This window comes from Dyadobacter sp. SRI_021 (assembly GCF_057586235.1).
On record NZ_JBYCZM010000001.1, the window covers coordinates 1,114,139 to 1,140,055 of the forward strand.

Here is a 25,917-nt window from a genome sequence, read left to right on the forward strand (position 1 = left end):
TTTTAAAAAAGCAATATTTGCACACAAACGGAAGATAAGTAAGTTTTCCATATATAAATTCTTCCATTTTACTCAAAAATGAAAAAGGACCCATCGACCGAAAACCTATCCCAAGACTTCCTGCAGCTCGCAAAAACCGCATTAACCGGGAGAACCCAGGACATCCATTTAGTTATCCATCGGACCGCAAAAAAATTCAAATCCTTGCATCCCGATTTTACTAATGCATTAACTGACCTGCTTCATGAATCACCAACAAGAACCACGCCCTTACGTAAGCACACCGAAACGCCCTTGCCGGTAGATTTGGATTCCCGACTCCAGTTACTCCGTCTCGAAACCCCCTCCGGTGAGTCAGAACCAATTCTCGGAGAAGATATCAAAGAACATCTTTATCAAGTTATTGCCGAAAGAAAGAACATCAAAGCGTTATCGAAGCACGGCTTACACCCAACCAAATCGCTCTTACTTACTGGCCCTCCAGGCGTAGGCAAAACGATGGCCGCTAAGTGGATTGCTGCCAAACTTAACCGACCGGTCCTGATACTTGATTTGGCGGCGGTCATGAGCAGCTTTCTCGGGCGAACTGGCAATAACATACGATTTGTTCTAGACTATGCAAAAAATACCGAGTGCGTACTATTGCTGGACGAATTCGATTCAATTGCAAAACGAAGGGACGACCAAGGTGAGATTGGCGAATTGAAACGACTAGTCACTGTTTTACTGCAGGAAATCGACGATTGGCCCACTAGCGGACTTCTTGTCGCCGCGACAAATCACCCTGATTTGCTCGATCCCGCTATCTGGCGACGATTTGAAGTTGTTGTTACTTTCAAAAATCCCACTGAAGATCTTATTGAACAACAACTCACCGGATTACTTAACGGACACGTATCCAATGGCATGGAGTGGGCAAAAGTCCTTTCTCACATTTTCCAAGGTCACTCATTTAGCGATATAGAACGCGAGATCAATCAAACGAAAAAGTCGGCAGCAATAGAGGATGGCAAACTATCGGACAAGCTTGAATTATTGTTGGTAGGCGCCATTTCAAATCTAACCCATGATGAAAAGGTTCGCTTGGCAGCTCGTCTATATGACAGTGGTGTAATTTCTCAACGACGCGCGAGCGATCTAACCGGAATTGCTAGAGAAACTATTCGCAAAAATTCAAAAGGTTTAGCAAACAACGATCAGGTAAATTATGAAAAAGATTAACTTCCTTCTTGGGAAGGGCGAGCGCCTTACGGAAGATGTCAGAGTACCCAGTGGGCCTGTCAACAAGCAATCTCCCTACACATTCGAACAAGCCAAGGCCCGCCTACAGCCAATGCTTGAAGAAGTGATCGAGAAACTTGACGCTCTTCCAGATGAAGCGTGCCCAGGCGACTACGCCGTAGCAACACTAACTTTAAATCCAGAATATCTTGCCAAAAGCTACTATCCCGCAGAACTCTTACGCTCCGTGGGTTTAAATGCAATAGGTAGCAAACCGCGTCAAATTCTACCTGCGCAAAAAAGCGGGGGACGCACTCCACAAGAGACAACTACCACGGAACTATTTGTATACGGAAAAAGGCGTGCTTTTAGAAAATGGGTTAGGGAATTACCAAAATGGGACAATCAGCACGAAGCTGCTTCTCAGATAATTAAAATTGAGGAAATATCCTTTCCTGATGCTGAAGATAAAATCAAAAGCGTTTCAAATTCTAAAAAAACTGTCTTCGAGATAGTCCTACATATGAGCGAGGATGCATCTGAAAGATTTGCATTAGCAGCCTTCCGAGAGTATCTAAAATCGCTAGGAGTAAACCCCGATTTCCAAAGGCGTTTTTACGCTGGAAACCTTTGCTTTTTGGAAGTTGAAGCAGCAACGACCCTTGCAGACAAGATTGCACAATTTAGTTTGGTACGCGTAATGCGGCAAATGCCCGAACTGCGACTCTTGCGCCCAACGCTTAGATCGAATGCCCCCAAAAGCACGATAACAGCATTTCCCGGCGGCGGGCCCGTTGATCCTGGGATAAAAGTGGCCATTTTTGACGGTGGAATTCCGGAAGACCATCCGATTTGCGAATGGGCGACTCCATATGAATACCCTGATATGATGCCAGCTTCACCAGAATTGTTAGAACATGGCGTGGGCGTTACGTCTGCCTTTCTGTTTGGACATCTCGATCCTAAGAAACCAACACCTAGACCTTACGCATATGTAGACCATTACCGCGTATTGGATGACATGCCTGGCCAAGATCCATATGAATTGTATGAGGTTCTGGACAGAGTCAATGACATCCTTAAGACCAATAGCTATGATTTTATCAATTTAAGTTTAGGCCCAAGGCTACCTGTGGATGACGACGAAGTTCATGCGTGGACGGCAATACTAGATGAATATCTGAGTGACGGAGAAACGCTGACAACAATTGCCGTTGGCAATGATGGAGAAGGAGATCCGTCTATATTCGCAAATCGTGTCCAAGTACCATCGGATTGCGTCAATGCGATCGCGATCGGAGCCTGTGATGTCCCAGACGATAACTGGCAAAGAGCCTCGTACAGCTCAGTTGGCCCTGGAAGAAGCCCTGGCCTCGTCAAACCAGACCTTGTCGATTTTGGCGGATCAATTCAGCGGCCATTCCTGACCCTTAGTCCTCTTAATGGCAACGAGCTTATACCAACCGGCGGCACAAGCTTTGCAGCACCAAGCGTACTTAGGATGGGCGCTGGCGTAAGAGCTCATTTTGGCAACAATCTTAGTGCACTTGCAATTAGGACTCTCCTGGTACATTGTGCTGAACCGGGCGAATCATCCCCTTACGAAGTCGGATGGGGAAGAGCCCCAAGGGATCTAGACGACATTGTCATATGTGACGACAATGTAATGCGAGTAGTGTTCCAAGGCACCATTACAGCATCAAAATTTGTAAGAGCCCCGATCCCCATCCCAACAGGAACTCTTCCCGGCAAGGTAACGGTCGCAGCGACATTATGCTTTGCAACAATGGTCGATCCACATCATCCAGGCAATTACACGCGAAGCAGCTTAGAAGTCACATTTAGACCCGACAAGACAAAGAAAAAAATTGACGCCGACGGAAACGTCCCGATGCATGCCACTTCAAAAAGCTTTTTTGGGAAAGCCAGGAAACATTTTCAAACGGAAGATGAATTAAGAAAAGACGCTTGGAAATGGGAAAATTGCGTCCATGCCTCCCATACATTTATGGGGAAAACGTTAAACGAACCTGTTTTCGATATTCACTACAACGCAAGAAGCGAAGGCCACAATGAAACCGGACACCAGGAACTTCGTTATGCTCTGGTAGTGACCGTCGAAGCTCCAAAAGTCAAAGATCTTTACGATCAAGTCGTTCGAAGATATGCAACACAGTTGGAGCCGTTAAGGCCACTTGTAGATATTCCAGTTAAACTCAAATGATGCTTGATATATATTAGAACTCGTATCCGTATTAGAATCCGACGTCTGCCCCTTTTACGGCAATAGATGTAAACAAAAAAGCGCCCCTCAGAGACGCTTTTAAATGCCCTACGACTAGGACCGCTTTTTCATGATTTGAGAAACCCCCGATCGTTCTTGTATTTTCGAGTATATTTCCGATGTGTTCTTTGATTGGCTATGATTAATCGATCTGGAAATCTCCCTCTCGCGGTCTAACCCACCACGGGCTTGAGAACCGCTATTCTTGGTTAGCTCCGTTATTTGGTTCAGCGACGTCATGTTCATTAGATATTTGAGGTTCTAAATCTTGATCTGCAATTGCGTTGCCTTGTTCGGCTTCGACCTTCTCGTCAACACTTCTATTCTTAAAAAGTTCGGTGAGTGCAAATATACTTGGTTTGCCACTCTCCCTTCTAACAAGATGGGACAAATTTCGTTCCAGCTTCATTTCGTCATCATCAGCAAAGCGTACTGCTATAGTCCCTCTGAACACCTCTACAGCCTCTTCATAGTCTATAACGAACCCGTGCGATGTATATTCCCCTACAAGTCTGTTGATTAAAGCACTTGTATCTCCCTGTTTACCATTAAGCAGCCTTCGTCCATAATCATCGGCAATGCGTATTGCTCGATTTACCTCACCAAGCTTCAATGGGTCAATTTGGCCCGAAATTGGCGAGATAATGCCAATCGACAACTTGGAAGCGATTTCCGCTGCCGTACGTGTGGAGATTGTAAAACCGCTTTTCCGCTTTAGGCTCATAAAATTCTGCTCAAATGATTCATACAGCCTCTCATTTAGCGCATACAAGCTTTGAAGGTAACTAAGGCCAGAGGTATTTGTCAACTCGTCATCCTTAGTGAGTTGTATATCCAATGGACCTAGCTCTCCAAAATATGACATCACAATCTCATCTGACCCCAAGGCCATGAGCGTCCCAGTACTTTTACATGTCCCAAATATATAAAGCACAATCTTGGTATATCTCCGTTTCAAGTACCTCATTATGCGGAACCCAGCATCTGGGTCTCCGCCATAAGTGGTTAGTATCAGAGAACAACAGTCGCTAGATTTTTCTGATTTTTGAGCTTCCTCAATAAAGCTATCTGCTGAAAAATCAGAAATATCCGCTGAAAGTAAGAATATGTCAGTGGATCTATCCTGTGATATTTTTTGTACGATTTCTTTTAATTCGTCAATCTCCATTTTGAGGGCATTGTTTCATTAGCTAGTGTAAAGTATACGAAAGGTATTCACGATGCATAATGAACTTATTAAACGGTTAGCCTTAAAAAGTAACCGAAAGTGGTATCGCTACAATAAATGCTCGTTTATTCCTCAGGTGTCGTTCCCTCTTCAACTTCTTGGTCAGACGATACTGGGACATAGGTTACCGTCATGTTCTTAATTTGTGCGTAGGGAAGAATTAAAAGCTGTTGATCGATATTAGTGGAAAGATCCGATTTGTTATATGTTTCTCGTCCAACTACGACGTCGTGTGTTTCTTCTGATGATTTATGAGACCACTGCTTTTTTATAGTTTCACGTCTTCGTACACTCGTCAATACAATCCTATCCAAGTTATCGCCATTCTCAGTTAACTCATACTCAAAAAGAAATCCATCATAAATGATTGATTGCTCCTTGGTCTCGACGAGTGCATGTATCTGCACTAAGGGTGATTGACACTCTCCGAAACTACGCTTAAACTCTTGCGTATCTGCAAGTCGCCCAGAAAGCAAATAATACCAGTCGTTATTGAACTTGAAAATATTACTGCGAGTGTCTAGATTAAAGTGATACACTAGAAATCTTAACAAAGCTGCCCCAGCAACTGCTAAGAGCATGGCAAATGCCATATAAAAGGTATAGTTTATAAATTGAGCCCCTAGATTCTCCTGTTCCGCCAAGGAAAGGGCAGTATCTTTTGAGGGGGGTGATAGCAATTTATATAATAACGCATAATCAATATCTCTATAAAGCCACTCGACAATGGTAACGGCAAGAGCATGTATGAAAAAAGCAGGAAGTAGCGACGCTACAACCTGCTCCCACATAGACGCTCTTAAAAACTTGAATTTAATCTTGTTAGCATACTTATTCCCAAGCAATGCCGTGATGTCAGTCTTTGTAAAAATACCCTTAAAATAAGCTACCCGAAAAACAATGCCGGGGTAAATTAGCGAGATAATAATTACTGCACTAAAAATCAGGCTCATCTAAGTAACTTAGAGAATTGAATTTTTTTGACAGTAAATTTCTCACCAGTAGATGACCTAATCGTCACTTCTCCTTTATTTTTACTATCGAGGAAACTTCTTAGCTGGTCATTAGCTTGACGATCTCTCAACAGCCTTGCTGATACTTCAGAAATGGGACCTTTCATAGTGGCTAATGGTTGGTGGTCGGTGCTCATAGACATGGCCCATGAGCTTTTACAACTATAATACCTTGAAAACAAAATCCTTATCACCCAATCACCAAATTTACCGAAATAAGATATAACAACTACAAATTTTTGTTTTCAAGGATAAATTATCTACCCTGACCTATTACTCTTAGTAGAATTGCTCCACTATTTAGTGTGATGCGAACATCATATTCTATAATATTTTCAATATTTTGTTTTGATTTTTCAAGAATAAGACGAAGTTTCAATGAATCCATCTTATTCACACTAATTAGCTTGTTTAAGATAGCTGCTAGTTTACCGCTCTCGAAGCCAATTACCTTCAATCTTTCCTTAACCTCCAAAAAATCATAGAAACGCTCTTTAGCTGTCGAGTTCTTAGTAGTTCTATTCTTGCTCAAGTCCACTGCAATTGTTAAGCGTAGAGGAAGGGGGCGCTCTTGATGTATAATAGCATAAATTTCCCTCACCAACATCCCATTAAAAAAATCTCCATCAGTTGTGTCTGCAATATCTACAACACCATCCTTTATTAACTCTAACTTTCTCATAAACGAAAACTTACATATCAAGACCTTTCCTTATCTATCACAATTTCGTAAAGTCACCACCAGCTATCATTTACCTTACTGTAGAATAAGTCTGCTCGAGTAATCTGCAAACAGCTAAAACTGATATAACCTTTAGTATCTAATTTTGATACCGGTTCGATACCTTCGGAACCAGTTTAATATAGATACTTCTCTACCAACTCATTGCACATTCCCGTCGCGGTCACGAAAGCCAGGCATTATGTCTGGCTTTTTTGCAACATAGGTTGAGATTTTGTTTAGATCTGTCAAAATAAACATCACTAATCTGACCGAATAGAAAGAAAGCTGGAAGGCACCCCATCCACCAGCCAAACTCCATTCTCAGAAACAAGAAACTCGTACCCCGCCTCGCGCATCCCATCGTGTCAACTTCAAAAATCACCGGCTTTCCGTAGCGAGCGCCGACTTTTCGGGCGGTTTCAATATCCATCATCACCTTTCTCAGCTAAGCGATCTGGTCAATTGTGAAAGGACTGAGGAAATGAGGCTTCTTTCCCAACTTTCTCAAAACAAAGCCATTAACTTCCCCTGCCGCGACGTATTAAGATGCTTTAATACAACCAAGCTCCTAACCCCGGGATAATAAAACTTTTACCGGCACCCTTCTCGCGGCCTGAGGCCGGATCCTCTCCCGCGCGAAGGAACATTTAGAAACAGATAACAGATCGATAGCAAGTGCGTCGCATTGCAGGACGCTTCGCGGCTCGACCAAACGGTGTTTTGGGCGTACAACTGTATTGCCCGAGCAAGGGTACCTGTTTGTGAGCTATATGCGACACTATTTGTAGTTTTCAAATGCCACGGAGGCACGAAGGATCACGAAACGTATTCGTGTTCGCTTCGTGCCTCCGTGGCATTATCGATATATATAAAATCAAACATAAATTACGTAATGCAAACGTTTGCATAAATATCCAATTGCAGTTGCATTTTCAGCAATCAATGCTTTATTTTGACTCAAATTCAAGTATTTTATATTTATTAAAATATTTTAAAAATAATTTTTCATCATAAACTTAGATTATTGGAAATGTCAAATATTAACCAAAAGATAAAAGTGGCGATTGTGGGCATCGGAAACTGCGCCAGCTCGCTGGTACAGGGCGTTGAATATTATACCCGCTATTCAGAAAAAACTTCAGGGCTCATGGCTGATAATATCGGTGGCTACCGCGCCGAAAACATCGAGTTTGTCTGCGGCTTCGAGGTCGACGATCGCAAAATCGGGTTAAAATTGAAGGACGCCATTTTCACAAAACCCAATTGCGCGATCGAACTGTACACCGACATTACCACTGAAGCGCCGATTTACCGCTCGCCCGTACTCGACGGCGTTTCCCCGCAAATGCTCGCCTACCCTGCCGACAACCGTTTCGTAGTAAAAGAAGAACTGAAAGAAACCGACCTGCTCACGAGCGGCGAAAGTTATAATGAAGCATTAACGGCCACCATCCGCCAGGAAATCATTGCGCACCTGCGAGCGCACGAAGCCGAGGTGCTGATCAATTACCTGCCGGTGGGATCGCAGTTAGCAACGGAGTTTTATGCAGAAATCTGCCTCGAACTCGGCATTTCGCTGGTGAACTGTATTCCGGTATTTATCGCATCCGACCCGGAATGGGAACAGAAGTTCATTGATGCGGGCATCCCGCTGATCGGCGACGACATGCGAAGCCAGTTTGGGGCCAGTATATTGTCGCAAATGTTGCAGGAACTGGCCTTCGAGCGTGGCCACCACGTGAAAGCCCATATCCAGCGTAACGTAGGCGGCAACACCGACTTCCTGAATATGGAGGACAAAAACCGCCTGAAGTCGAAGAAAATCTCGAAAGAGAATGTGATCCGCGCTCAAAACGACATCCGCGGCATCTCTACGGCCGACAGCTTCCTCCACGCGGGTCCCTCGGAATACATCGCATTTTACGGCGATAACAAAGTAGCCAATTTCCGCCTGGAACTGGAGGGCTTTATGGGCTCGCCAGTGACGCTCGACGCACAACTTTCGGTACAGGATTCGCCCAACTCGGCAGGTGTAGTGATAGATGCTATACGTTATGTGTACGTCGCGCGCGAGATGGGGCTGGTAGGCGCATTACGCGGACCTTCGGCAGCAACGCAAAAGACCCCGCCGCAGCAAATGATGTTCGCCGATGCCACTTATGAATGCCATGCACTGGCCAAACGCGAACTCACTGCATCGACCAGGAAGCAGCTGAAACTAAGCTACGAGCTGGCCGACAAAATGGATTAAAGAGCAGACTTACTTTCGTAAACCCTTACTTTCCTAAACCCTTACCTTCCTGCGACCAGCACCTTTACGCCGCGGTCTTCCAGGGATTTGACGGCCTCGTCCGACACGCCGGCATCGGTCACGATGTACTGCACCTGGTCGAGGTCGCAAATTTTTCCGATCCCCCGTTTGCCAAACTTCGTATGATCGGCAAGCACTACCACAATCTGCGCGGTGCTGATCATCTTCTGATTCAGCCCGGCCTCCGTCAGGTTGCTGATCGACAGCCCAAAATCGAAGTCGATCCCGTCGACACCGATAAAAAGTACGCCGCATGAAATATGGTCGAGAATGTACTCGGCATAGGAACCGGCTACCGACGACGAGTTCTGGCGAATCAGCCCGCCTAGCTGCAACACTTCTACATTCGGCCGGTTACTGAGCTCCAATGTTACCTTCACGGCCGGCGTAATCACCGTAATCTGCTTCGTCGGGTACAGGCAGCGCGCCAGCTCAAACACGGTCGTACCCGATCCGATCATGATTGAATCAGTTTGCCTGATCAGCGTCAACGCTTCACGCGCAATGCTCTGCTTTTCATCGGCGTTGATAAATTCTTTCTCATTGATAGGCCGCTCCACGGCATAGGGATTATTGAGCGAACCTCCGCCGTGTGTCCTGAACAGTAAGTTCTTGTCTTCGAGGAGTTTCAGATCCTTCCGGATCGTCACGCCGGAAACCTGCATTTGCTCGGAGAGCTGCACGATACTCACCGTACCCGCCCTTTTCAGCTCCTGCAAAATGAATTGATGCCTTTCCGTAATAGTCATTTCGATACACTTTGAAAGCAAGTATAGCCATAGTTCCCCGAACACGGAAACCCGCTCACATACCCACTCCCAGCCATCTTGCCAGATTTATTTTTCAAATAGAAATAATACAAGGTAAAGCGTAAAAAGTGCCAGGATTACTACCCTGGGCAGGTATTATCATATTGTTAACATTCGAATTCCCAGGTTTCGTTTGCTTAAATAAACTTTAATTTTGTTTAAATAATTTAATTTCACTTTGTTTGTGTCGCTATTTGGCTATAATATTTCATGATTTTTATATCAATTATACCAAAAAGAACCTCGAAAGGCCTCCAAGGCGCCGGAGACCGATCGAAAAGTGAAATAAATTTTAACACATCATTATGAAAATGTAAAATTTAGATCTACTCAAACTCCCATGAAATCCCTTAACATTTATCTCGCAGCCTTCATGCTGCTGCTGGCGCTACTCTCGGGAGCGCACCGCGTGCACGCGCAGGCCACTGATGCCTCGATTACCGGCACGGTCAAGGACGCCACAAACAATGAACTGCTACCCGGCGCCACCATTACTATCCGCAATGACGCTACAGGCTTTGAAACGCATACCATTACCAATGCCAAAGGTGAATATGCTTTGCACCAGTTGCCTTTGGGTAAACCCTACTCGGTCAGCGCGTCGTTTGTGGGGCTCCAAACAGTGAAACAAACCGGCTATTCGCTCAATTATGGCGATAAACTGAATGTCGACATAATCCTTTCCGCTTCTGAAACTGCTTTGAAGGAGGTTGTTATTTCAGAAAAAGGGTTCGTCAAGGAAGTGCAGCAGGCGGGTGCATCTACCTCCATTACGGCGGCTCAGATCAAGAGCTTACCCAACGAAGGCCGCAATTTCACGCGCCTCAATAACCTGTCCCCCTTGCAGGGAGGCGATAATTTCAGTTTCGGAGGCCAGCGTGCTACCGGCGCGAATGTGACGATCGACGGGATGAACGCCAAGAACCAGTGGACTAACGGTACCGTTGCCGAAGGGCCTTACGCCATTTCCCTGGAAGCAATCCGCGAGTACAAGGTGATTACCAACGATTATGACGTTACCCAGGGCCGGCAATCGGGCGGGGCGATCAGCGCGGTGACCAAAAGCGGTACCAACAAACTGGAAGGCTCGGCATTTCTTTATTTCAGGAACAACACATTATCCAGCGGCTACGACATCCGTGGCGTGAAACGCGAACAGGATTTCAGCAATTATCAGTCAGGTTTCAGCCTTGGCGGGCCCTTGATTAAGGATAAACTGCATTTCTTCGTCGCCTACGACCGTCAGGACGCAAGCCAGCCGCTCGTGATCGCCGATATTAAAAGCGCCGACGACGAGCAACGCTACGGAATCCGGAAAGACACGCTCGACAAGCTGATCCGCATTGCTTCCGAGCTGTATGGATTAAAAGGGCAGCAATACGGCCAGTTCCCCCGCAAGACCACTACCAACACCGCGTTCGTGCGCCTCGACTGGCAGATCAACCAGAAGCACAAGTTGACGCTCCGGAGCAATACTACGCGCTATGTGTCACCCTTCAACGAAGGCGACAACTCGAATATCAACCTGCTGGAATCCTATAACAATTTCAAGGACATTTCGACCACCGCGATGGCCGCTTTGCGCTCGTCGCTCAATCCGAGGCTGACCAACGAGTTCAAGGTACAATATATGTATTCCTACAAACCAAAGACGCCGCAGAGCTACCTGCCGTTTTCGAACATCCCCCGAGCGATCGTTAATGTGACTTCTCCTTTCCCGACCGAGGCTAATCCGAATGCGACGCAAACCAAGTCGGTACAGTTCGGCGGGCAGCGTTTCAGCCCGGAATCCAACCGCATGAAGCAGGTGCATTTGAGCAATACTGCTTACTGGAATACCGATAAGGTTAATTTCACATTCGGTACCGATAATATGCTCACTTACATGGAAACTTACCTTTCCAGCGAGCAAAATGGTCGTTTCTTCTTCAACAGCCTCAGCGACCTGGCCGCATTGCGTCCGTACCGCTACGCACGCGAGGTACCGTTGAAAGGTGCACCGATCGTGGAACAAACCGTACTCGACATTTCCGCATTCGCGCAGGCTGAATATAACCCGATCCGCGACCTGAACCTTGTACTCGGCGTGCGCTACGACGCCACGGCATTCCTGACGAACGGAGATTACAATGCGACCGTCGACAAGACATTAGGCGTGCGGACGGACATTAAACCGCAGGATTGGAACAACATCCAGCCACGTTTCCAGGTAACCTGGGATATGGGCGGCCGCAAGAAGGATATTCTCAAAATCGGCGGGGGTATGTTCTCATCGCAACCGCATTACTACGCGCAAGTGAACAACATCCAGAACAGCGGCACCATGGTAGGTGCGATTGACGTCACCGGTGCAGCCGTTCCGAAACCCGATTTCAATGCCTATCGCAACGATCCGTCCACGATCCCCGGTATTCCGCAGGGCGTGAGCTACATTTCGACGATCAACGCGGTGAACAAGGATTTTCAGGTGCCAACTACGTACAAGGCCAACATTAACTACAACCACTTCTTCGGCGATCGTATCCGCGTGGGTCTGAATGCAATTGTGGGTCGCACGGTGCATAACTATGTGTATGTAGACCGCAACCTGGCCGATAACCCGGCATTCAGGCTCACCAATGAGGATAACCGCGGGGTATTCGTGCCAGCCGCAAGCATTTCTGCCAAAGGCGTGACCGACTGGCTGCAATCCCGCAAGACGGCGGATGTTGGCCGCGTGCTGGAGCTGATTTCTACCGGTAAGTCCAACCAGCTCACATTTGTAGCTGACGCGAGCATTCGCATTGGAAATGACGGGTATGTAAATGCGAGCTATACGATCAACTCGGCGAAGGATAACTCCTCCTACAACTGCTGTGTCGCCAATACCTCCACATTCCTGCCCGTAAAAGACGACCCGCGCAACCTGAACTACGGCTATTCCGACCAGCAGTTCCGCAACAAGCTTGTCATCAACGGCGCAGCACCATCCTGGAAAGGTTTCCAGCTCGGCGCAACGCTCATCGGCATCGGCGGCAGCCGGTATAGCTTCCTGGTAGGCGGCAATACCAGTTTGAATGGTGATTTTGTATTAACCAACGATCTGGCCTACGTATTTGATCCAAACAGTCCGAACACTCCCGAGAACATCCGCAAGGGCATCAGCGACCTGCTGAGCAATCCCGAAACCGACCAGAGCGTGAAGGACTATATCAATTCCAATATCGGGCAGGTAGCCAAGCGGAACGGCGGTTCCAACCCGTTCTACACCACTGTTGACCTGCGTCTGACCAAGGCATTCAGCATTGCCAAAGGCCATAACCTCGAATTTTCGGCCGATGCATTCAACTTCCTGAACATCCTGAACAAGGAATGGGGCCGCAACTACAACCGCGGCAACACCAACCTGCTCAACATTACCGGGTTCGACCAGGCGAAGCAGCAGTACAACTATTCGGTACAGAACATTGCCACCCGGCCGATCGGCGGAACGCCATGGCGCATTCAGCTGGGTGTGAGATATTCGTTTAACTGACCTTTTTCATATTCCTAAATCAATCCCACAATGACACCAACGACACCCTTTGACCGCATCGGATTGCCCAGGCACCTCGCCTGGGGCTATCTGGGCATCCTGATCTTCATGATGGGCGACGGCGTGGAGCAAGGCTGGCTCAGCCCCTACCTTCTAGACCGTGGCATGACGATCCAGCAATCCGCATCGCTCTTCACCGTGTACGGCATTACCATCGCCATTTCGTCGTGGTTTTCGGGCGTCCTCGCCGAAGGCTATGGGCCGCGTAAAGCCATGTTGATGGGCATTTTGCTTTACGTCGTCGGGACCGTCGGTTTTGTGGGACTGGGTATGGAATCGCTGAATTTCCCCGTTATGCTGCTCACTTATGCAGTCAGAGGGTTCGGGTACCCGTTGTTTGCCTATTCGTTTCTGGTTTGGATCACTTATCGCACGCCTGAGAACGCGCTTGGGCGTGCGGTGGGCTGGTTCTGGTTTGTATTTACGGGCGGCCTCAATGTGTTCGGCGCCTATTATTCAAGCTGGGCCATCGAGCGGATCGGCTACCAGAATACCCTTTGGAGCTCCATTTTCTGGGTTTCTGTCGGGGCATTTTTTGCATTGGTTTTGAATAAGGATCAATTCCACTCCACCGGCGAAGCGGCCGGCAAGGCCAAAGAACTTTTGAAAGGCTTTACCATTATCAGAGAAGAACCGAAAGTACTGATCGGCGGCATTGTACGCATTATCAACACCACGGCCCAATTTGCATTTCCGGTATTCCTGCCTACTTACATGGCCGAGCATGGGCTGTCTACCCAGGAATGGCTGTGGATATGGGGCACCATTTTTACGAGTAATATCATTTTTAACCTCATATTCGGCTTCGTCGGCGACCGGTTGGGCTGGCAAAACACCATTATGTGGTTCGGCGGCTTTGGTTGCGGCGTAAGCACCCTGCTCTTTTACTACTCGCCCGCGCTTTTCGACGGCAACTTCTGGCTGATCCTCATCCCAGGCATTCTCTGGGGTGGATTACTCGCCGGGTATGTGCCGCTCTCCGCATTGGTCCCCTCATTGGTAAAAGAAGAAAAAGGCGCCGCCATGGCCATTCTGAACCTCGGCGCGGGTCTCCCCGTATTCATTGGCCCGGCTATCGTCGGCCTGTTTATCGGCTCCATCGGCAGCGAAGGAGTTGCATGGACGCTTGCGGTTTTGTACTTCATCAGCGCCATTTTGACCCGGTTCATAACGCTGCCGCAGGCGAGCGCCGTGGAGGCGGAAATGGTCAGGAATGGTCAGGTATAGTCAAGTATGGTCATTTGTTGTCATTTGTGGTCAGAAGTTGTCATTTGTTGTCAAGTGTAGTGAGGATAGTCATTTGCTTCCAGATAGTCAGAATAGTTCTGGTTTTGAGAAGAATCAATCCATGACAACAAATGACAACCCTTGACAACACCTGACCAAACATGACAACAAATGACCATACTTGACAACAAATGACCACACTTGACAACACCTGGCCAAACATGACCACAAATGACAATACCTGACTACTTCCCCAACATAAATTAAATACCGTCAAACTTTAAAGAACCGTATCGACACCAAACATGAAAATCCTAATCACCGCCCCCTACCACGACAAGGCGCAGCAGGCGTTAAAAGAACAATTCGGAGAAATCATCTATAAGCCATGGAAATTACAGGAGCGCGCTTACAATGAGGACGAACTCATTGCACTACTGACTGAGACCGGAGCAGACGCCCTCATTACCGAGCACGATCACGTTACAGCTGCGGTAATCGAGGCGTTCCCGGATTTACAGTTTATCGGCGTTTGCCGCGGGACGCCCTCCAATGTGGCTGTGGCGACCGCTACGGCCAGAGGCATCCCGGTTTTCAATACTCCCGCACGTAATGCGCAGGCAGTGGCCGAAATGTTCATTGCCAACCTCATCAATCTCCTGCGTAACACGCTCGAAGGCATTGCCTGGCTCGAAGGCGAACACTGGGAGGCCGGCGCGCATACTTCCTATTTGCAGTTCAAGGGGAATGAAATTGCCGGAAAAACAATCGGAATGGTCGGTTTCGGAGCCGTAGGGCAAACTATCGCCAACCTTGTCAAGCATTTTCCGGCCGAAATCCTGTATTACGACCCGTTCTATACTTCCGATGACCCGGATTACAAAAAGGCCAGCCTGGAAGATGTTTTTCGGCTCAGCGACGTGGTATCGATCCATTTGCCTGTGACCAAGGAAACCGAGGGCATGATTGGGGAAGAGCTGATCGGGTTAATGAAAAAAGACGCCATTTTCGTCAACACGGCGCGCGCTGTGGTGGTGAAACGGGAGGCATTACTATCGGCCATCGAAAACAATGCAATCCGCGGTGCGATCCTCGACGTTTTCGACCACGAACCACCTGATGCACTGGATTATAGGCTCATCCACCATAAGAATGTACTCGCTACGCCGCATATCGCGGGGGCTACGTTTGAAGTGGAAGACCACCACGCCGACATTATGAACAAGGCGCTGCGCGGCTTTTATGTGGAAGGCAACCGGAACGTCCGCCAGTTGGTGAACCGCGAAGTATTGTCTGCCAAAACCCATTAATCCCCAAAAAATGACTTTGAAACAGGCATACCTCGTGGCCGATATCGGCACTGGCAATGTACGCGTAGCCATCGCCGACCCCGCCGGTACTATCCTCGGCGTGGCGAGCGGCAATATGCAATACCATAAGGACGAGCGTTACCCCGAATCCATATTTTTCGATCCAGACACGCTTTGGGAGCAAATAAAAAGTCTTGCGAAAACTGCATTAACCCAGGCCGGCATGGTGACCATCACGGCCATTACCGCCACCAGCCAGCGTGAGGGCATCGTAGCGCTCGACAAAAACGGCGCGTCGCTCATCGGCATGCCTAATATCGACCACCGCGGACGCGAATGGGAAAATATTATCCCCGACAAGCACGAAGTTTACATGCTGACAGGCCGTTACCCTACATCGCTTTTTTCGGCATTGAAGCTCGTCGGCGTCCGCGAACGCCGCCCCGGGCTTTGGCAGCAAGTGTCCACATTCGTCAGCATCAGTGATTGGGCGCAGTATATGTTCAGCGGAGTGCAGGGCTATGAGCATTCGCAAGCCTCGGAAACTTTGCTTTACGATGTTGCCCAGGGCGGATGGTCCCAACAACTTTGTGAAAAATACCGGCTCGACGCCTCACTCCTTCCGCCGCTCGTGCATTCCGGATCTGTTTTGGGTAAAATACAACCGGATATTGCAGCCGAACTCAGTATTTCGGAAGCCGCCGTGGTGGTAGTCGGTGGCTCGGATACCCAACTGGCGATCATGAGTCTCGAACCGTCCGTCGAGGATATTGTGATCGTTTCGGGCACCACCACGCCCATCATTAAAATAGCCGACCACTACATTACCGACGCTCAGGAACGCACCTGGACCAACCGGCATACCGACAATGCGAACTTCCTGCTCGAAGCCAACGCGGGCGTTACGGGCCTGAATTACCAGCGGCTGAAAGAAATCTTTTATCCCAATGAACCCTACGAACTGATCGAAACCGAGGTAGCAGCCATTCGCGATACGCATTGTATAGGCGCGCTGGGTTCACTGCTGGCGGGCGAGAAATCACCGCTGATCCGTGGAGGTTTTATTTTCAATACGCCTGTGTCGCACCAGCTCAGCCGGGCGCATTTCGTGTGGGCTACGCTTTGGGATATTGCTTGCAGCATTTCCGAGAACTATCATGTGCTTCGTGAAGTGACGCGCCATGAGCAGGATTATGTGTGGATGTGCGGCGGGGGTGTGCAAAGCAGACTGCTGCGGCAGTTTATCGCCAATTTATTAGGCAAAAAAGTGATGATACGCACCAATTACCGTCAGGCCTCGGTCTCGGGCGGGGTGGTTATCTGCAACAATGCGTTGAACATTCCGAACAATGCAGCGGAGACATTGGAAATTACCCGGCCAGAGGACGACAACATCTGCCGCGAATGGTACGACGAATGGAAAAGCGCTCGGAAAGCATTCAAATCATTGGCGAGAAATTAACGTCAATGATGAAAACGCGACACACATATTTTGGCGCGTACAATATTTCGGGAACGCGAATATTTTGGGAACGGTAATATTGCGGTGTCTACAAGTATTGCGGTGTCGGATATTACCAGGCATTCGCGCCAGGTGCAGCGCACCGCAATATTTGTAGACGGGCCGGACCGTGATTATGGTCGATACCACGCATCGCCATAATTTTATTGTAAATCATATATTTTATTGTCAATCAAAATATTGATCTGTTAAATGCATTCATATTTCATAGGAATCGACGTCGGGACGCAGGGGGTGCGGGTGGTAATGCTCGACGACACAGGCCGAACGGCAGGCAGCAGTGAAAAGGTGTTTCCGCTTACGCAGCATTCGCGCGAGGAACAATCACCGGCATTGTGGTGGGAATCGGTATTTACGTGCTTGCAAAATCTGCTGGTTTCTGTGCGCGAAGTGATCGATCTAAATGCTATCAAGGCTGTTTCGGTTACCTCCACATCCGGCACGGTGATCCCGCTCGATGCGCACGACGAGCCGCTTCATAATGCACTGATGTATTCCGACACCCGCCCTGCCGCGGAAGGAAAATACTGCCGCGAAATCGCCGAACGGTTTCACCCGCAAGGTTACACCGGCTTCAATGCATCCAGCGGCCTGTCGAAAATGGTGTGGTACTCAAACCATTTCACCGAAAAAGCAACGCGGATCAAAACCTGGATCCATGCGGCGGACTTCATTATCGGCAAACTCTGTGGCGACTATTCGGTAACCGATTATACCAATGCGCTGAAATCGGGCTTTGACGTAGGTGCGGGCGAATGGCCGGGTTACCTGACAGAGCATCTGCCGTTGCAGAAAGAATGGCTGCAAAAAGTTGTCCCGTCGGGCACGCAAATCGGTCGCTTACTCCCGGAGTTGAGCGAACAACTCGGCGTAGGGGCGATTCAGGTCATAGCCGGCATGACCGACGGCTGTGCGTCACAGGTGGCTTCCGGTGCAGTGCGACCGGGAGATTGGAATACCACCATAGGTACCACGCTCGTCGTGAAGGGCGTTACTACGCGGGAAGTACGCGATCCGGAAGGCCGGCTGTACAGCCACCGCCACCCCGAAGGCTACTGGATGCCCGGCGGGGCAGGCAATATCGGTGCCGACTGGGTTTCGGCAGGCTTCGCCGACGATCTCCCCGCATTGACCCACGCCGCCTCAGACCTCATTCCCACCGGCCTGATCGCCTATCCTTTGCTGCAACCAGGCGAACGATTCCCGTTCATCGCCCCTCAGGCAAGAGGTTTTACGCCCGAAAATGCTGACCGCCAGGCCACATTCGCCGCCAATATGGAAGGCGTGGCGTTCGTAGAGCGGTATGCGTACGAGATGATCGAAAGCCTCTCGGGCGAGAAGGTGAATGCCGTGTACACCGCCGGCGGCGGCAGCAACAGCGATGTGTGGCTTACCATTCGGGCGAATGTGCTCAACCGCCCCGTACACAAATGCGGTAATGTGACCGGCGCTGCAGGTGCTGCAATCGTTGCTGCCGCAGGCTCCTATTTCGGAACGCTTACCCAGGCGGCGCAGGCTATGACTCGCATTGAGAAGACGATCAGGCCCGAACCGGCGCTGGTAACTGCTTACACGCTGCAATACCGGAATTTTATCCAAACTTTAACCGAAAAAGGTTTTATAGCAGGGCCCGTGCCCGTAACCCATTGACCATGCTTCACGTATATCTGCTCCGCCATGGAGAAACATTCTGGAATGCCGACGGCAACCGCTACTGCGGCGCAACGGACATCGGATTGACCGAAAAAGGCCTCGAACAGGCGCATTTGGCAGCTTCATTGCTGAAAGGCATTGCATTCGACGCGGTGTACACATCTCCACTTCAACGCGCCCATCACACGGCTACCATTGCTTCGGGCAACTACCCGGGCATTACCGTCGACCAACGGCTGATTGAAGCCTCATTCGGCGAATGGGAAGGGAAAACGCGCGCCGAGTTCATCGCCGAAAATCCCGCGCTCTGGGACGCATGGGCGCGCGAGCCCGATTATGCACGCGCGGGCGGCACAGGCGAGACGGCCATCGAGATTGTGACACGCGTCGATAATTTTTTCAATGATATTTTACAAAAACATCCCGACGGGACCGTGCTTGTAGTGGCCCATAATGCGGTGAACCGGTTTTACATGGCCTGGAAATTAGGCATGCCGCTCAAAAACTACCGCCAGATTGTTCAGGAAAATTCTTCGGTAACGCTGTTTAGTCTCGATCCGCAAGGTGAATTCAGTCTTTTAAAACTCAACTGCCGCTCATAATTTTAAAATAATCATGAAAAAGAAACTCCTTAACCCGTTCATATTAACCGCATTGCTCGCCCTTGGCAACCATTTTGCAGGCTATGCGCAGAGCAAGCTCAATGTTCTGAAAATCAAGACTGCGAAGGATTTACACGCCTATTTTCAATTCACCGGCAACGACCCGATACTGATCGCCGGGCACCGCGGCGGGATGGTGAAGGGCTTCCCGGAAAACTCCATTGCCACTTTTGAAAATACATTGAAATACACCCCCGCATTCTTCGAAATCGATCCGCGATTGACCAAGGACAGCGTCATGGTGCTCATGCACGATGCCACGCTCGACCGCACCACCACGGGGACGGGCAAGCTATCGGACTACACTTATGAAGAACTCAAAAAATTCCGCCTCAAAGACGCCGAAGGCAATGTCACCGACTTCACAATCCCGACGCTTTCCGAGGTAATCGAATGGGCGCGCGGCAAAACCGTCCTCAACCTCGACCACAAGGATGTCCCCCTCGCTATGACCGCCGCATTGATCAAAAAGCACAAAGCCGACGCATTTGTGATGCTCACCGTACACAGCGCCGCCGAAATGCAATACTATTTAACTCAAAACAGGAACCACACCTTCTCGGCATTCGTCCGGAATATGAAGGAATACGAAGATTACGAAAAAGCCGGTGTACCCTTCACCCAGATGATCGCCTACATAGGCCCGCACGTAAAGCCGGAGAACAAGGAGTTATATGCATTATTGAACAAAAAAGGCACTATGTGCATGATTTCAGCTGCGTCGTCCTATGACAAACTGGAAACCGCCGAAGAGCGTAAAGCCGCTTACCTGGCCATCGCGAAAGACGGGGCGTCTATTCTGGAATCGGATTTACCGATCGAAGCGGCGGAGGCTGTGAAGGAATATGCGCAGAAGAATAGCCCGAAGCAGAAGTTTTTTGGGAAGAAGTAGCGGGCAGATGCCCCCTCAGACTACTTTATCACTTTAAATCCACCGTGCAACATCGGACGAGCCTCGTTCAAAAACGAACAGGGCTTTTGTCATAAAATAGCCTTAATTCTACTCAAACGGCATTTTCAACACCTGGCAAGATATTTTACATACCGAAATAGATATAATCAATCCGGACACATCCTATGAGACGAAGCGATTTGGGTGAATTTGAAGAAATCGTATTACTGGCCGTGGCAGCACTGGCGCCGGGGGCCTACTCAGTGAGTATTGCCGAAGAGCTCGAAAGCGAAACCGGGCAGACGGTGAGCACCGGGGCAGTACATGCCGCATTGCAGCGGCTCGAACAAAAGGGCTACCTTAGCTCTTACCTCGGCGAAGCTACACAGGAACGCGGCGGACGGCGCAAGCGGCTGTTTAGCATTACGGCCTATGGCGGCAAGGTCCTCCACGAAGCCCGCACCGTGCGGAACAGCCTCTGGAACCGCATTACCCCTTCCGAATTGTCTAAAATGGGCCTCGATTTTTCAAACAGCTGAGCCATGCAACCACTCCCTCCCCGCTGGCTCGATAAGCTGGCTACCCGCATTTGTGCCCCGCACTTGCGCGAAGAACTCCTCGGTGACCTGCACGAGCGTTATGCCTTGCGCCACCGCCGCGCAGGCGCGCATAAAGCCAATTTCTTCTTCCTCCGCGAAGTGGTTGCACTGCTCCGCCCCTCCATTATGAAGCGAAAACCGTCGCCGTATGGCTCGCCATCGGTTTTCAACCGCGATATGCTGGGTAATTATTTCAAAATCGGCTCGCGGGTATTGATGAAAAACAGGGGCTATTCGCTGATCCATTTGACGGGACTTTCCATTGGATTGTGGGCCTGTATGATGGTGGCTACCGTGGTGATCGATAGCCTCTCGTACGACCGGCAGTGGAGCAGGAAAGATGATATTTACAGGATTGTGAGTGTAGATAAAATGGGCGGCGGGTTGTCTGAACGGCATATTTCGTCCCCCTCGTACCTTGCGCCCGCATTGCAGAAAATGTACGCTGAAGTAGAGTCCTGGTCGTCCGTTGAATCCTATCGGCCTCATTTTAAGATACGTCCAGAGGATAACGACGGCATAGAAACCAATATGCTGACGGTAGACACGATGGCGAATAAGATGTTGGGCATTAAACTTGTTGCCGGCAGCCTCGAACGCACTACGCAAAACCGATGGAGTTTGCTCGTCACGCGATCGTATGCAGCCAGGCTACTCCCGGGTCAGAACCCGATAGGCCGGATTATCCACGAAATCCCGACGCTCCATTCGGAGTCCACACCTTATGAAATCACTGGCCTGATCGAAGACCTGCCTTACAACAGCCATCTCCGCACGGACGTGATCCGGCTGAAACGAACTAAGGTGGAACCGCTGACAAATAATGGTATAATTATGTTCGAGCAAAATTACCTGTTGCTCAAACCCGGCACAGATGTGAAAGCATTTACCCGGAAAGTCAACACGTGGTATGCCCGCTTTACTAAAACAGACCAGCGACAGTTCGAATTCCAACCTTTAAAGGACATCTACCTCCGTTCCGATTTCGCGGAGGGGCAAAATGTCAGGGCAAGCATCCGGACGATCTATATCTTCGCGGGCGTTGCATTATTGCTGCTCTTCATCGCCTGCGTCAATTTTGTCAATCTCAGTACGGCCAAAGCATTTGTACGGGTGAAGGAAGCCGGTGTACGGAAAGTACTCAGCGGATCGCGGACGCAGCTCGTCTTGCAGCTTTTGACTGAAACCTTGCTATTATTCGGCATTTCCATCGGCATTGCGGTATTTGCATACTTCTTCACATTGCGCCCGGTCGAAAACTTTCTCGGGCATCGGTTGGTACTCACGTTTACCTCCGATATCCCGATGGCGGGAGGCGCATTGCTGATGTTCCTCCTCACCGCATTGCTCACGGGCCTTTATCCCGCCTGGATAATCTCGGGTTTTAAACCGGCCAACACATTACGCGGCATATTCACAGCGTCGTGGGGGCAAACGGGGATTCGCAAAACACTCGTCGTAGCGCAATTCTCCATTTCGATTATTGTATTGCTCGCTACCATCGTGGTCTGGCAGCAATTCGATCTGATGAAAAATAAAGAGCTCGGCTATGACAAGAACAACTTGATCGGCATCGAGCAGATTTCCTGGAATGGTAAAGGCGAAGCATTCAAGAACGAACTGCAAAGGATACCGGGAGTCATTCGCAGCAGTCTGAGCCTGTGGATGCCCACAGAGGGCGCAGGTTATATGCAGCGCGAGGTCCCCGACCCGGCCCACGCCGGCCGCCGGCTGCGGATCTGGTACATTGCCGGTGATGTGGATTTACCCGCGACTTTGGGATTAAAATTGGTCAAGGGACGCATGTTCAGCAACGGTTTCGCCGATGCACTTAATGCCGATTCCCTACGGGAAAAGGATTTTGTAAAATTTGAAACGGCGCAGATGAACCAGAATTCGCTGATAACTGCCTCAGCCGCTAAAATGCTCGGTATCAAACAGCTGGATGTGCAGGCCGAAAACGTAGAGACGGTACCTGTGGGAATTGTCGGCGATTTCCATAACGAATCGCTTTACGAACCGATGAAGCCAACGCTTATTCTCGCGCAAAAGGCGCCGCAATATGCCGGTATGCTCATCCGCATTGAGCCCGGGACCGAAATACAGGTCGCGGCAGGCATACGAAGGCTCTGGAAACAGTTTTTCCCGGAGAAATTGCTACGTATCAACAACATAGCCGAAAAGCTCAGCCAGCAATATGAATCCGAATCCAAACTCCACCAGCTCTTCCTGTTTTTCAGCGGGCTTACAATGTTCCTTTCGGCGTTAGGCATTTTCGGATTGGTGGTACAGGCCGCCGAACAGCGCGCGAAGGAAGTAGGCATTCGCAAGGTACTGGGCGCGTCGGTGGCCGGTATTGTGGGATTGATCTCAAAAGATTTTGTCAAACTGGTGATCATAGCCATCGTGGTAGCGTCGCCGCTGGCGTGGTATGCGCTGCAAAAATGGCTGGAAAACTATCCTTACCGGACAACGATCCATTGGTGGGTATTCGTCGTGACAGGTTTTGCGGCACTGGCTGTAACAATCGGCACGGTGAGCTTCCAGGCCATCCGCGCCGCGACGGCGGATCCGGTCCGCAGCCTTCGCAACGAATAATCGATTTAGGGAATTAAAGTACAGCCATGCCACTTTAATTCCCCATTTTTAAGCTGCGGGCAGATTGTCCATGCCCTTTTTCAGTTAGCATGACAATTGCATGTTATCTTGCAGCACCAAATCATCGTTCGTAATGCAAATGCTGTCCGCTCTGGGCAAAGCCCGCTATATACCCCTCCTGATACTTTTTACCCTCGCCATCATGCAGTCGTGCCGGAAGAATCCGCAGGACATGACCGACCAGGAGCTGGCAGAGGCGATCAGCAGTAAGGATATTTACCAGGAACTCCTTTCGCAGGCAGGTGAAGCGGGGATCAATACCCAAAAATTTGAAACAAAGGACACTACTGCGCCGGTTTTCGCGCTTCTGGAAGAAATAGCGTTCGGCCACAAGCCTACTATCCGGTTTACCCAGAAGAGAATGAGGGCGGATACCGCATTGATCCGCAATGCAGCCGAAGAACTCGCCAAAGGCCAATCGGTGGAAAAGGTAATGGAACAGCTGGAACCCGTTTTCCCGGTTTACCACAACCTGAAAATCCATTACGACCGGCTGCTCAAGTCGAACAAAAAGGACAGCGCAGCGTATGTTGCACAGACCCTAAATGCCTACCGCTGGATTCGCCGGCAAATCCAGGGCGCTCCGCGGTTTGTGATGGTGAATATCCGGGGCGCTTACCTGACGGCCATGGATTCCGCGGGCAAGAATGTGCTCACCATGCGCACCGTAGTAGGCAAGCGCGACACGCCCACGCCTACGATCGACACCTACGCGACGAGCATTGTGACGCACCCGTATTGGAATGTACCCAAAAGCATTGCGATCAAGGAAATTTTTCCGAAAGCCGCCGCAGATCCCGAATATCTGACCCGCAACCGCATTCAGGTGATTGGGAAGGACGGCCAGGCTATTAACCCAGAGGAACTGGAATGGGGCGAGCTCACCGCCGACAAATTCCCCTACCGCTTTCGCCAGGAAACAGGCGAGGATAATTCATTAGGCTTGTTAAAAGTAGAGATCAAAAACCCGTTAGCCATTTACCTGCACGATACCAATGCGCGGTACCTGTTCAAAAGCAACCAGCGCTGGCGCAGCCACGGATGTGTACGCGTGCAAAAACCGACGGATCTGGCCAATTATATGGCAGGTACCCAGCTGCTCGACAGCGATTTCATGACCGAGCCCGACAGCGTTTCGCACCCGCCGAAATGGCACAAACTGAAAGTGCGCGTACCGGTGTTTCTGCTGTATTTGCCGGCAGACTGTAATGAGAAAGGAGATCTGATGTATTTCCCGGACGTTTACAAACGCGAGGCACCCAATGCCTGAACTTCGGAAATAGCCTCCATTCCGGCGAGTAACGAGGACTTTTCGAGATAATGCTGGTCACCGGAGTAAATAAACAACCCCGCACCATTATACAGCATATTGATCAGCTTTTTGGAATCGGCGATCGAAACCGCGGGGCAACCTAGGCTGCGCCCGAGACGGCCGGTGTTTTTGATAAATGCCTCGCTCACATAATCAGCGCCGTGCATGACGATTGCACGTTCCAATGCACGGTCGTTAATGCCTTTTTCGAGGCCTTCGAGTTTTAATGACAATCCGTGTTTGCCCTGGTACGTGCCTAAGGTTTTGTAAAAACCCAAACTGGATTGGTAGGAAGAATTGGCATTCGAAAAATGCTCGGCAAACTCGTTGCCCGAGTTTCGTCCGTGCGCCACGTAGGTGTTGTAAAGCACCTTCTTTTTCAACAGGTCGATCACATACAACCGCTTGTTACGCGATGACTGTGTAAAATCACAGATCGCCATGATCGGGTTATCGAGTTTGATTTTTTGAAAACCAAACCATGCACAGTAGAATGCACGCTCCGACAAACCCTGCTTTTTCAGCCCCAGCGAGTCGTACAATGAAATCCATTCGGAACGGGTAACAACCGAGTCGGTTTTCGCGACCGGCGTTTTTTTAGTGGTAGAAATATGGGAAACTGAGTCGGCCCGGTGCACACCCAATGAAATGCCTGCTGCTATCAACACCGCTGCCCAAACCCCATGCGCTTTTGTCATTTCCTATTGTTTTATTGAGACTATATGCTTCAAAATCAATCAAGGAGGCGCCGTTAAACGACCCCACCTTAACAGCCCAAAAAGCGCAAATGGTTCCGAAAAATTTCAGAACCATTTACAATGCACTAATAATCAGTCAATTACAAACAACAATTCCTAACCACACCTGACCATTCCTGACAACACATGACAATTCCTGACAACACATGACCATACTTGA

At 49.4% G+C, this 25,917-nt stretch carries 18 protein-coding genes; 13 read left to right on the top strand and 5 right to left on the bottom strand.

Features of this window, described 5'->3' with window-relative positions; all coding sequences use genetic code 11:
• The first annotated feature begins 78 nt into the window (after positions 1-78).
• Both AC2YIT_RS04665 and AC2YIT_RS04670 read left to right on the top strand, forming a co-directional pair.
• Positions 79-1,221 (top strand): AAA family ATPase, encoded by a 1,143-nt coding sequence (locus AC2YIT_RS04665; protein ID WP_487278381.1) that lies wholly within the window; start codon positions 79-81, stop codon positions 1,219-1,221.
• Positions 1,208-3,445, top strand: coding sequence for a S8 family peptidase (locus AC2YIT_RS04670; protein WP_487278382.1), 2,238 nt, complete (start codon positions 1,208-1,210; stop codon positions 3,443-3,445). Before AC2YIT_RS04665 ends, AC2YIT_RS04670 begins: the two co-directional genes overlap by 14 nt.
• A 259-nt stretch (positions 3,446-3,704) precedes the next feature.
• Here the strand turns inward: AC2YIT_RS04670 and AC2YIT_RS04675 are convergent, their stop codons facing one another.
• The 3 genes from AC2YIT_RS04675 to AC2YIT_RS04685 all read right to left on the bottom strand — a co-directional run bounded on the left by AC2YIT_RS04675 (position 3,705) and on the right by AC2YIT_RS04685 (position 6,428).
• On the bottom strand, positions 3,705-4,673 hold the full coding sequence (locus tag AC2YIT_RS04675; protein ID WP_487278383.1) for a Clp protease/crotonase-like domain-containing protein: 969 nt from the start codon (positions 4,671-4,673) through the stop codon (positions 3,705-3,707).
• A 125-nt stretch (positions 4,674-4,798) separates the two neighbouring features.
• Positions 4,799-5,686 carry a hypothetical protein gene (locus AC2YIT_RS04680; protein WP_487278384.1) on the bottom strand — a complete coding sequence of 296 codons (888 nt, stop codon included), beginning with the start codon at positions 5,684-5,686 and terminating at the stop codon, positions 4,799-4,801.
• 316 nt (positions 5,687-6,002) lie between these two features.
• Positions 6,003-6,428 carry a hypothetical protein gene (locus AC2YIT_RS04685; protein ID WP_487278385.1) on the bottom strand — a complete coding sequence of 142 codons (426 nt, stop codon included), beginning with the start codon at positions 6,426-6,428 and terminating at the stop codon, positions 6,003-6,005.
• A gap of 1,072 nt (positions 6,429-7,500) precedes the next feature.
• Between AC2YIT_RS04685 and AC2YIT_RS04690 the strand changes: the two genes are divergently transcribed.
• Positions 7,501-8,721 carry an inositol-3-phosphate synthase gene (locus AC2YIT_RS04690; protein WP_487278386.1) on the top strand — a complete coding sequence of 407 codons (1,221 nt, stop codon included), beginning with the start codon at positions 7,501-7,503 and terminating at the stop codon, positions 8,719-8,721.
• Between the two features lie 41 nt (positions 8,722-8,762).
• Here the strand turns inward: AC2YIT_RS04690 and AC2YIT_RS04695 are convergent, their stop codons facing one another.
• On the bottom strand, positions 8,763-9,530 hold the full coding sequence (locus AC2YIT_RS04695) for a DeoR/GlpR family DNA-binding transcription regulator (protein WP_430841964.1): 768 nt from the start codon (positions 9,528-9,530) through the stop codon (positions 8,763-8,765).
• Positions 9,531-9,930: 400 nt separating this feature from the next.
• Between AC2YIT_RS04695 and AC2YIT_RS04700 the strand changes: the two genes are divergently transcribed.
• The 10 genes from AC2YIT_RS04700 to AC2YIT_RS04745 all read left to right on the top strand — a co-directional run bounded on the left by AC2YIT_RS04700 (position 9,931) and on the right by AC2YIT_RS04745 (position 24,957).
• Positions 9,931-13,104, top strand: a complete 3,174-nt coding sequence (locus AC2YIT_RS04700) for a TonB-dependent receptor (RefSeq protein WP_487278387.1) — start codon at positions 9,931-9,933, stop codon at positions 13,102-13,104.
• 30 nt (positions 13,105-13,134) lie between these two features.
• Complete coding sequence (locus AC2YIT_RS04705; protein ID WP_487278388.1) at positions 13,135-14,391, top strand: MFS transporter; 1,257 nt, start codon at positions 13,135-13,137, stop codon at positions 14,389-14,391.
• 305 nt (positions 14,392-14,696) lie between these two features.
• Entirely contained in the window at positions 14,697-15,701 is a 1,005-nt protein-coding gene (locus AC2YIT_RS04710) for a 2-hydroxyacid dehydrogenase (protein WP_487278389.1), read from the top strand.
• A 10-nt stretch (positions 15,702-15,711) separates the two neighbouring features.
• Positions 15,712-17,163 (top strand): FGGY-family carbohydrate kinase, encoded by a 1,452-nt coding sequence (locus tag AC2YIT_RS04715; protein WP_487278390.1) that lies wholly within the window; start codon positions 15,712-15,714, stop codon positions 17,161-17,163.
• 252 nt (positions 17,164-17,415) lie between these two features.
• Positions 17,416-18,873, top strand: a complete 1,458-nt coding sequence (locus AC2YIT_RS04720) for an FGGY-family carbohydrate kinase (protein WP_487278391.1) — start codon at positions 17,416-17,418, stop codon at positions 18,871-18,873.
• Between the two features lie 2 nt (positions 18,874-18,875).
• Entirely contained in the window at positions 18,876-19,478 is a 603-nt protein-coding gene (locus AC2YIT_RS04725) for a histidine phosphatase family protein (RefSeq protein WP_487278392.1), read from the top strand.
• Between the two features lie 13 nt (positions 19,479-19,491).
• Positions 19,492-20,430 (top strand): glycerophosphodiester phosphodiesterase family protein, encoded by a 939-nt coding sequence (locus AC2YIT_RS04730; protein ID WP_487278393.1) that lies wholly within the window; start codon positions 19,492-19,494, stop codon positions 20,428-20,430.
• Between the two features lie 185 nt (positions 20,431-20,615).
• Positions 20,616-20,969 carry a PadR family transcriptional regulator gene (locus AC2YIT_RS04735; protein ID WP_430841946.1) on the top strand — a complete coding sequence of 118 codons (354 nt, stop codon included), beginning with the start codon at positions 20,616-20,618 and terminating at the stop codon, positions 20,967-20,969.
• A gap of 3 nt (positions 20,970-20,972) precedes the next feature.
• Complete coding sequence (locus tag AC2YIT_RS04740) at positions 20,973-23,627, top strand: permease prefix domain 2-containing transporter (protein ID WP_487278394.1); 2,655 nt, start codon at positions 20,973-20,975, stop codon at positions 23,625-23,627.
• A 133-nt stretch (positions 23,628-23,760) separates the two neighbouring features.
• The gene (locus tag AC2YIT_RS04745; protein ID WP_487278395.1) at positions 23,761-24,957 is read left to right on the top strand and encodes a L,D-transpeptidase family protein; all 1,197 of its coding nucleotides are present in this window, start codon (positions 23,761-23,763) and stop codon (positions 24,955-24,957) included.
• Here the strand turns inward: AC2YIT_RS04745 and AC2YIT_RS04750 are convergent.
• A complete protein-coding gene (locus AC2YIT_RS04750; RefSeq protein WP_430841940.1) occupies positions 24,930-25,697 on the bottom strand; it encodes a murein L,D-transpeptidase catalytic domain family protein in 768 nt (255 codons plus the stop codon). The genes AC2YIT_RS04745 and AC2YIT_RS04750 overlap by 28 nt on opposite strands.
• Positions 25,698-25,917: the final 220 nt, after the last annotated feature.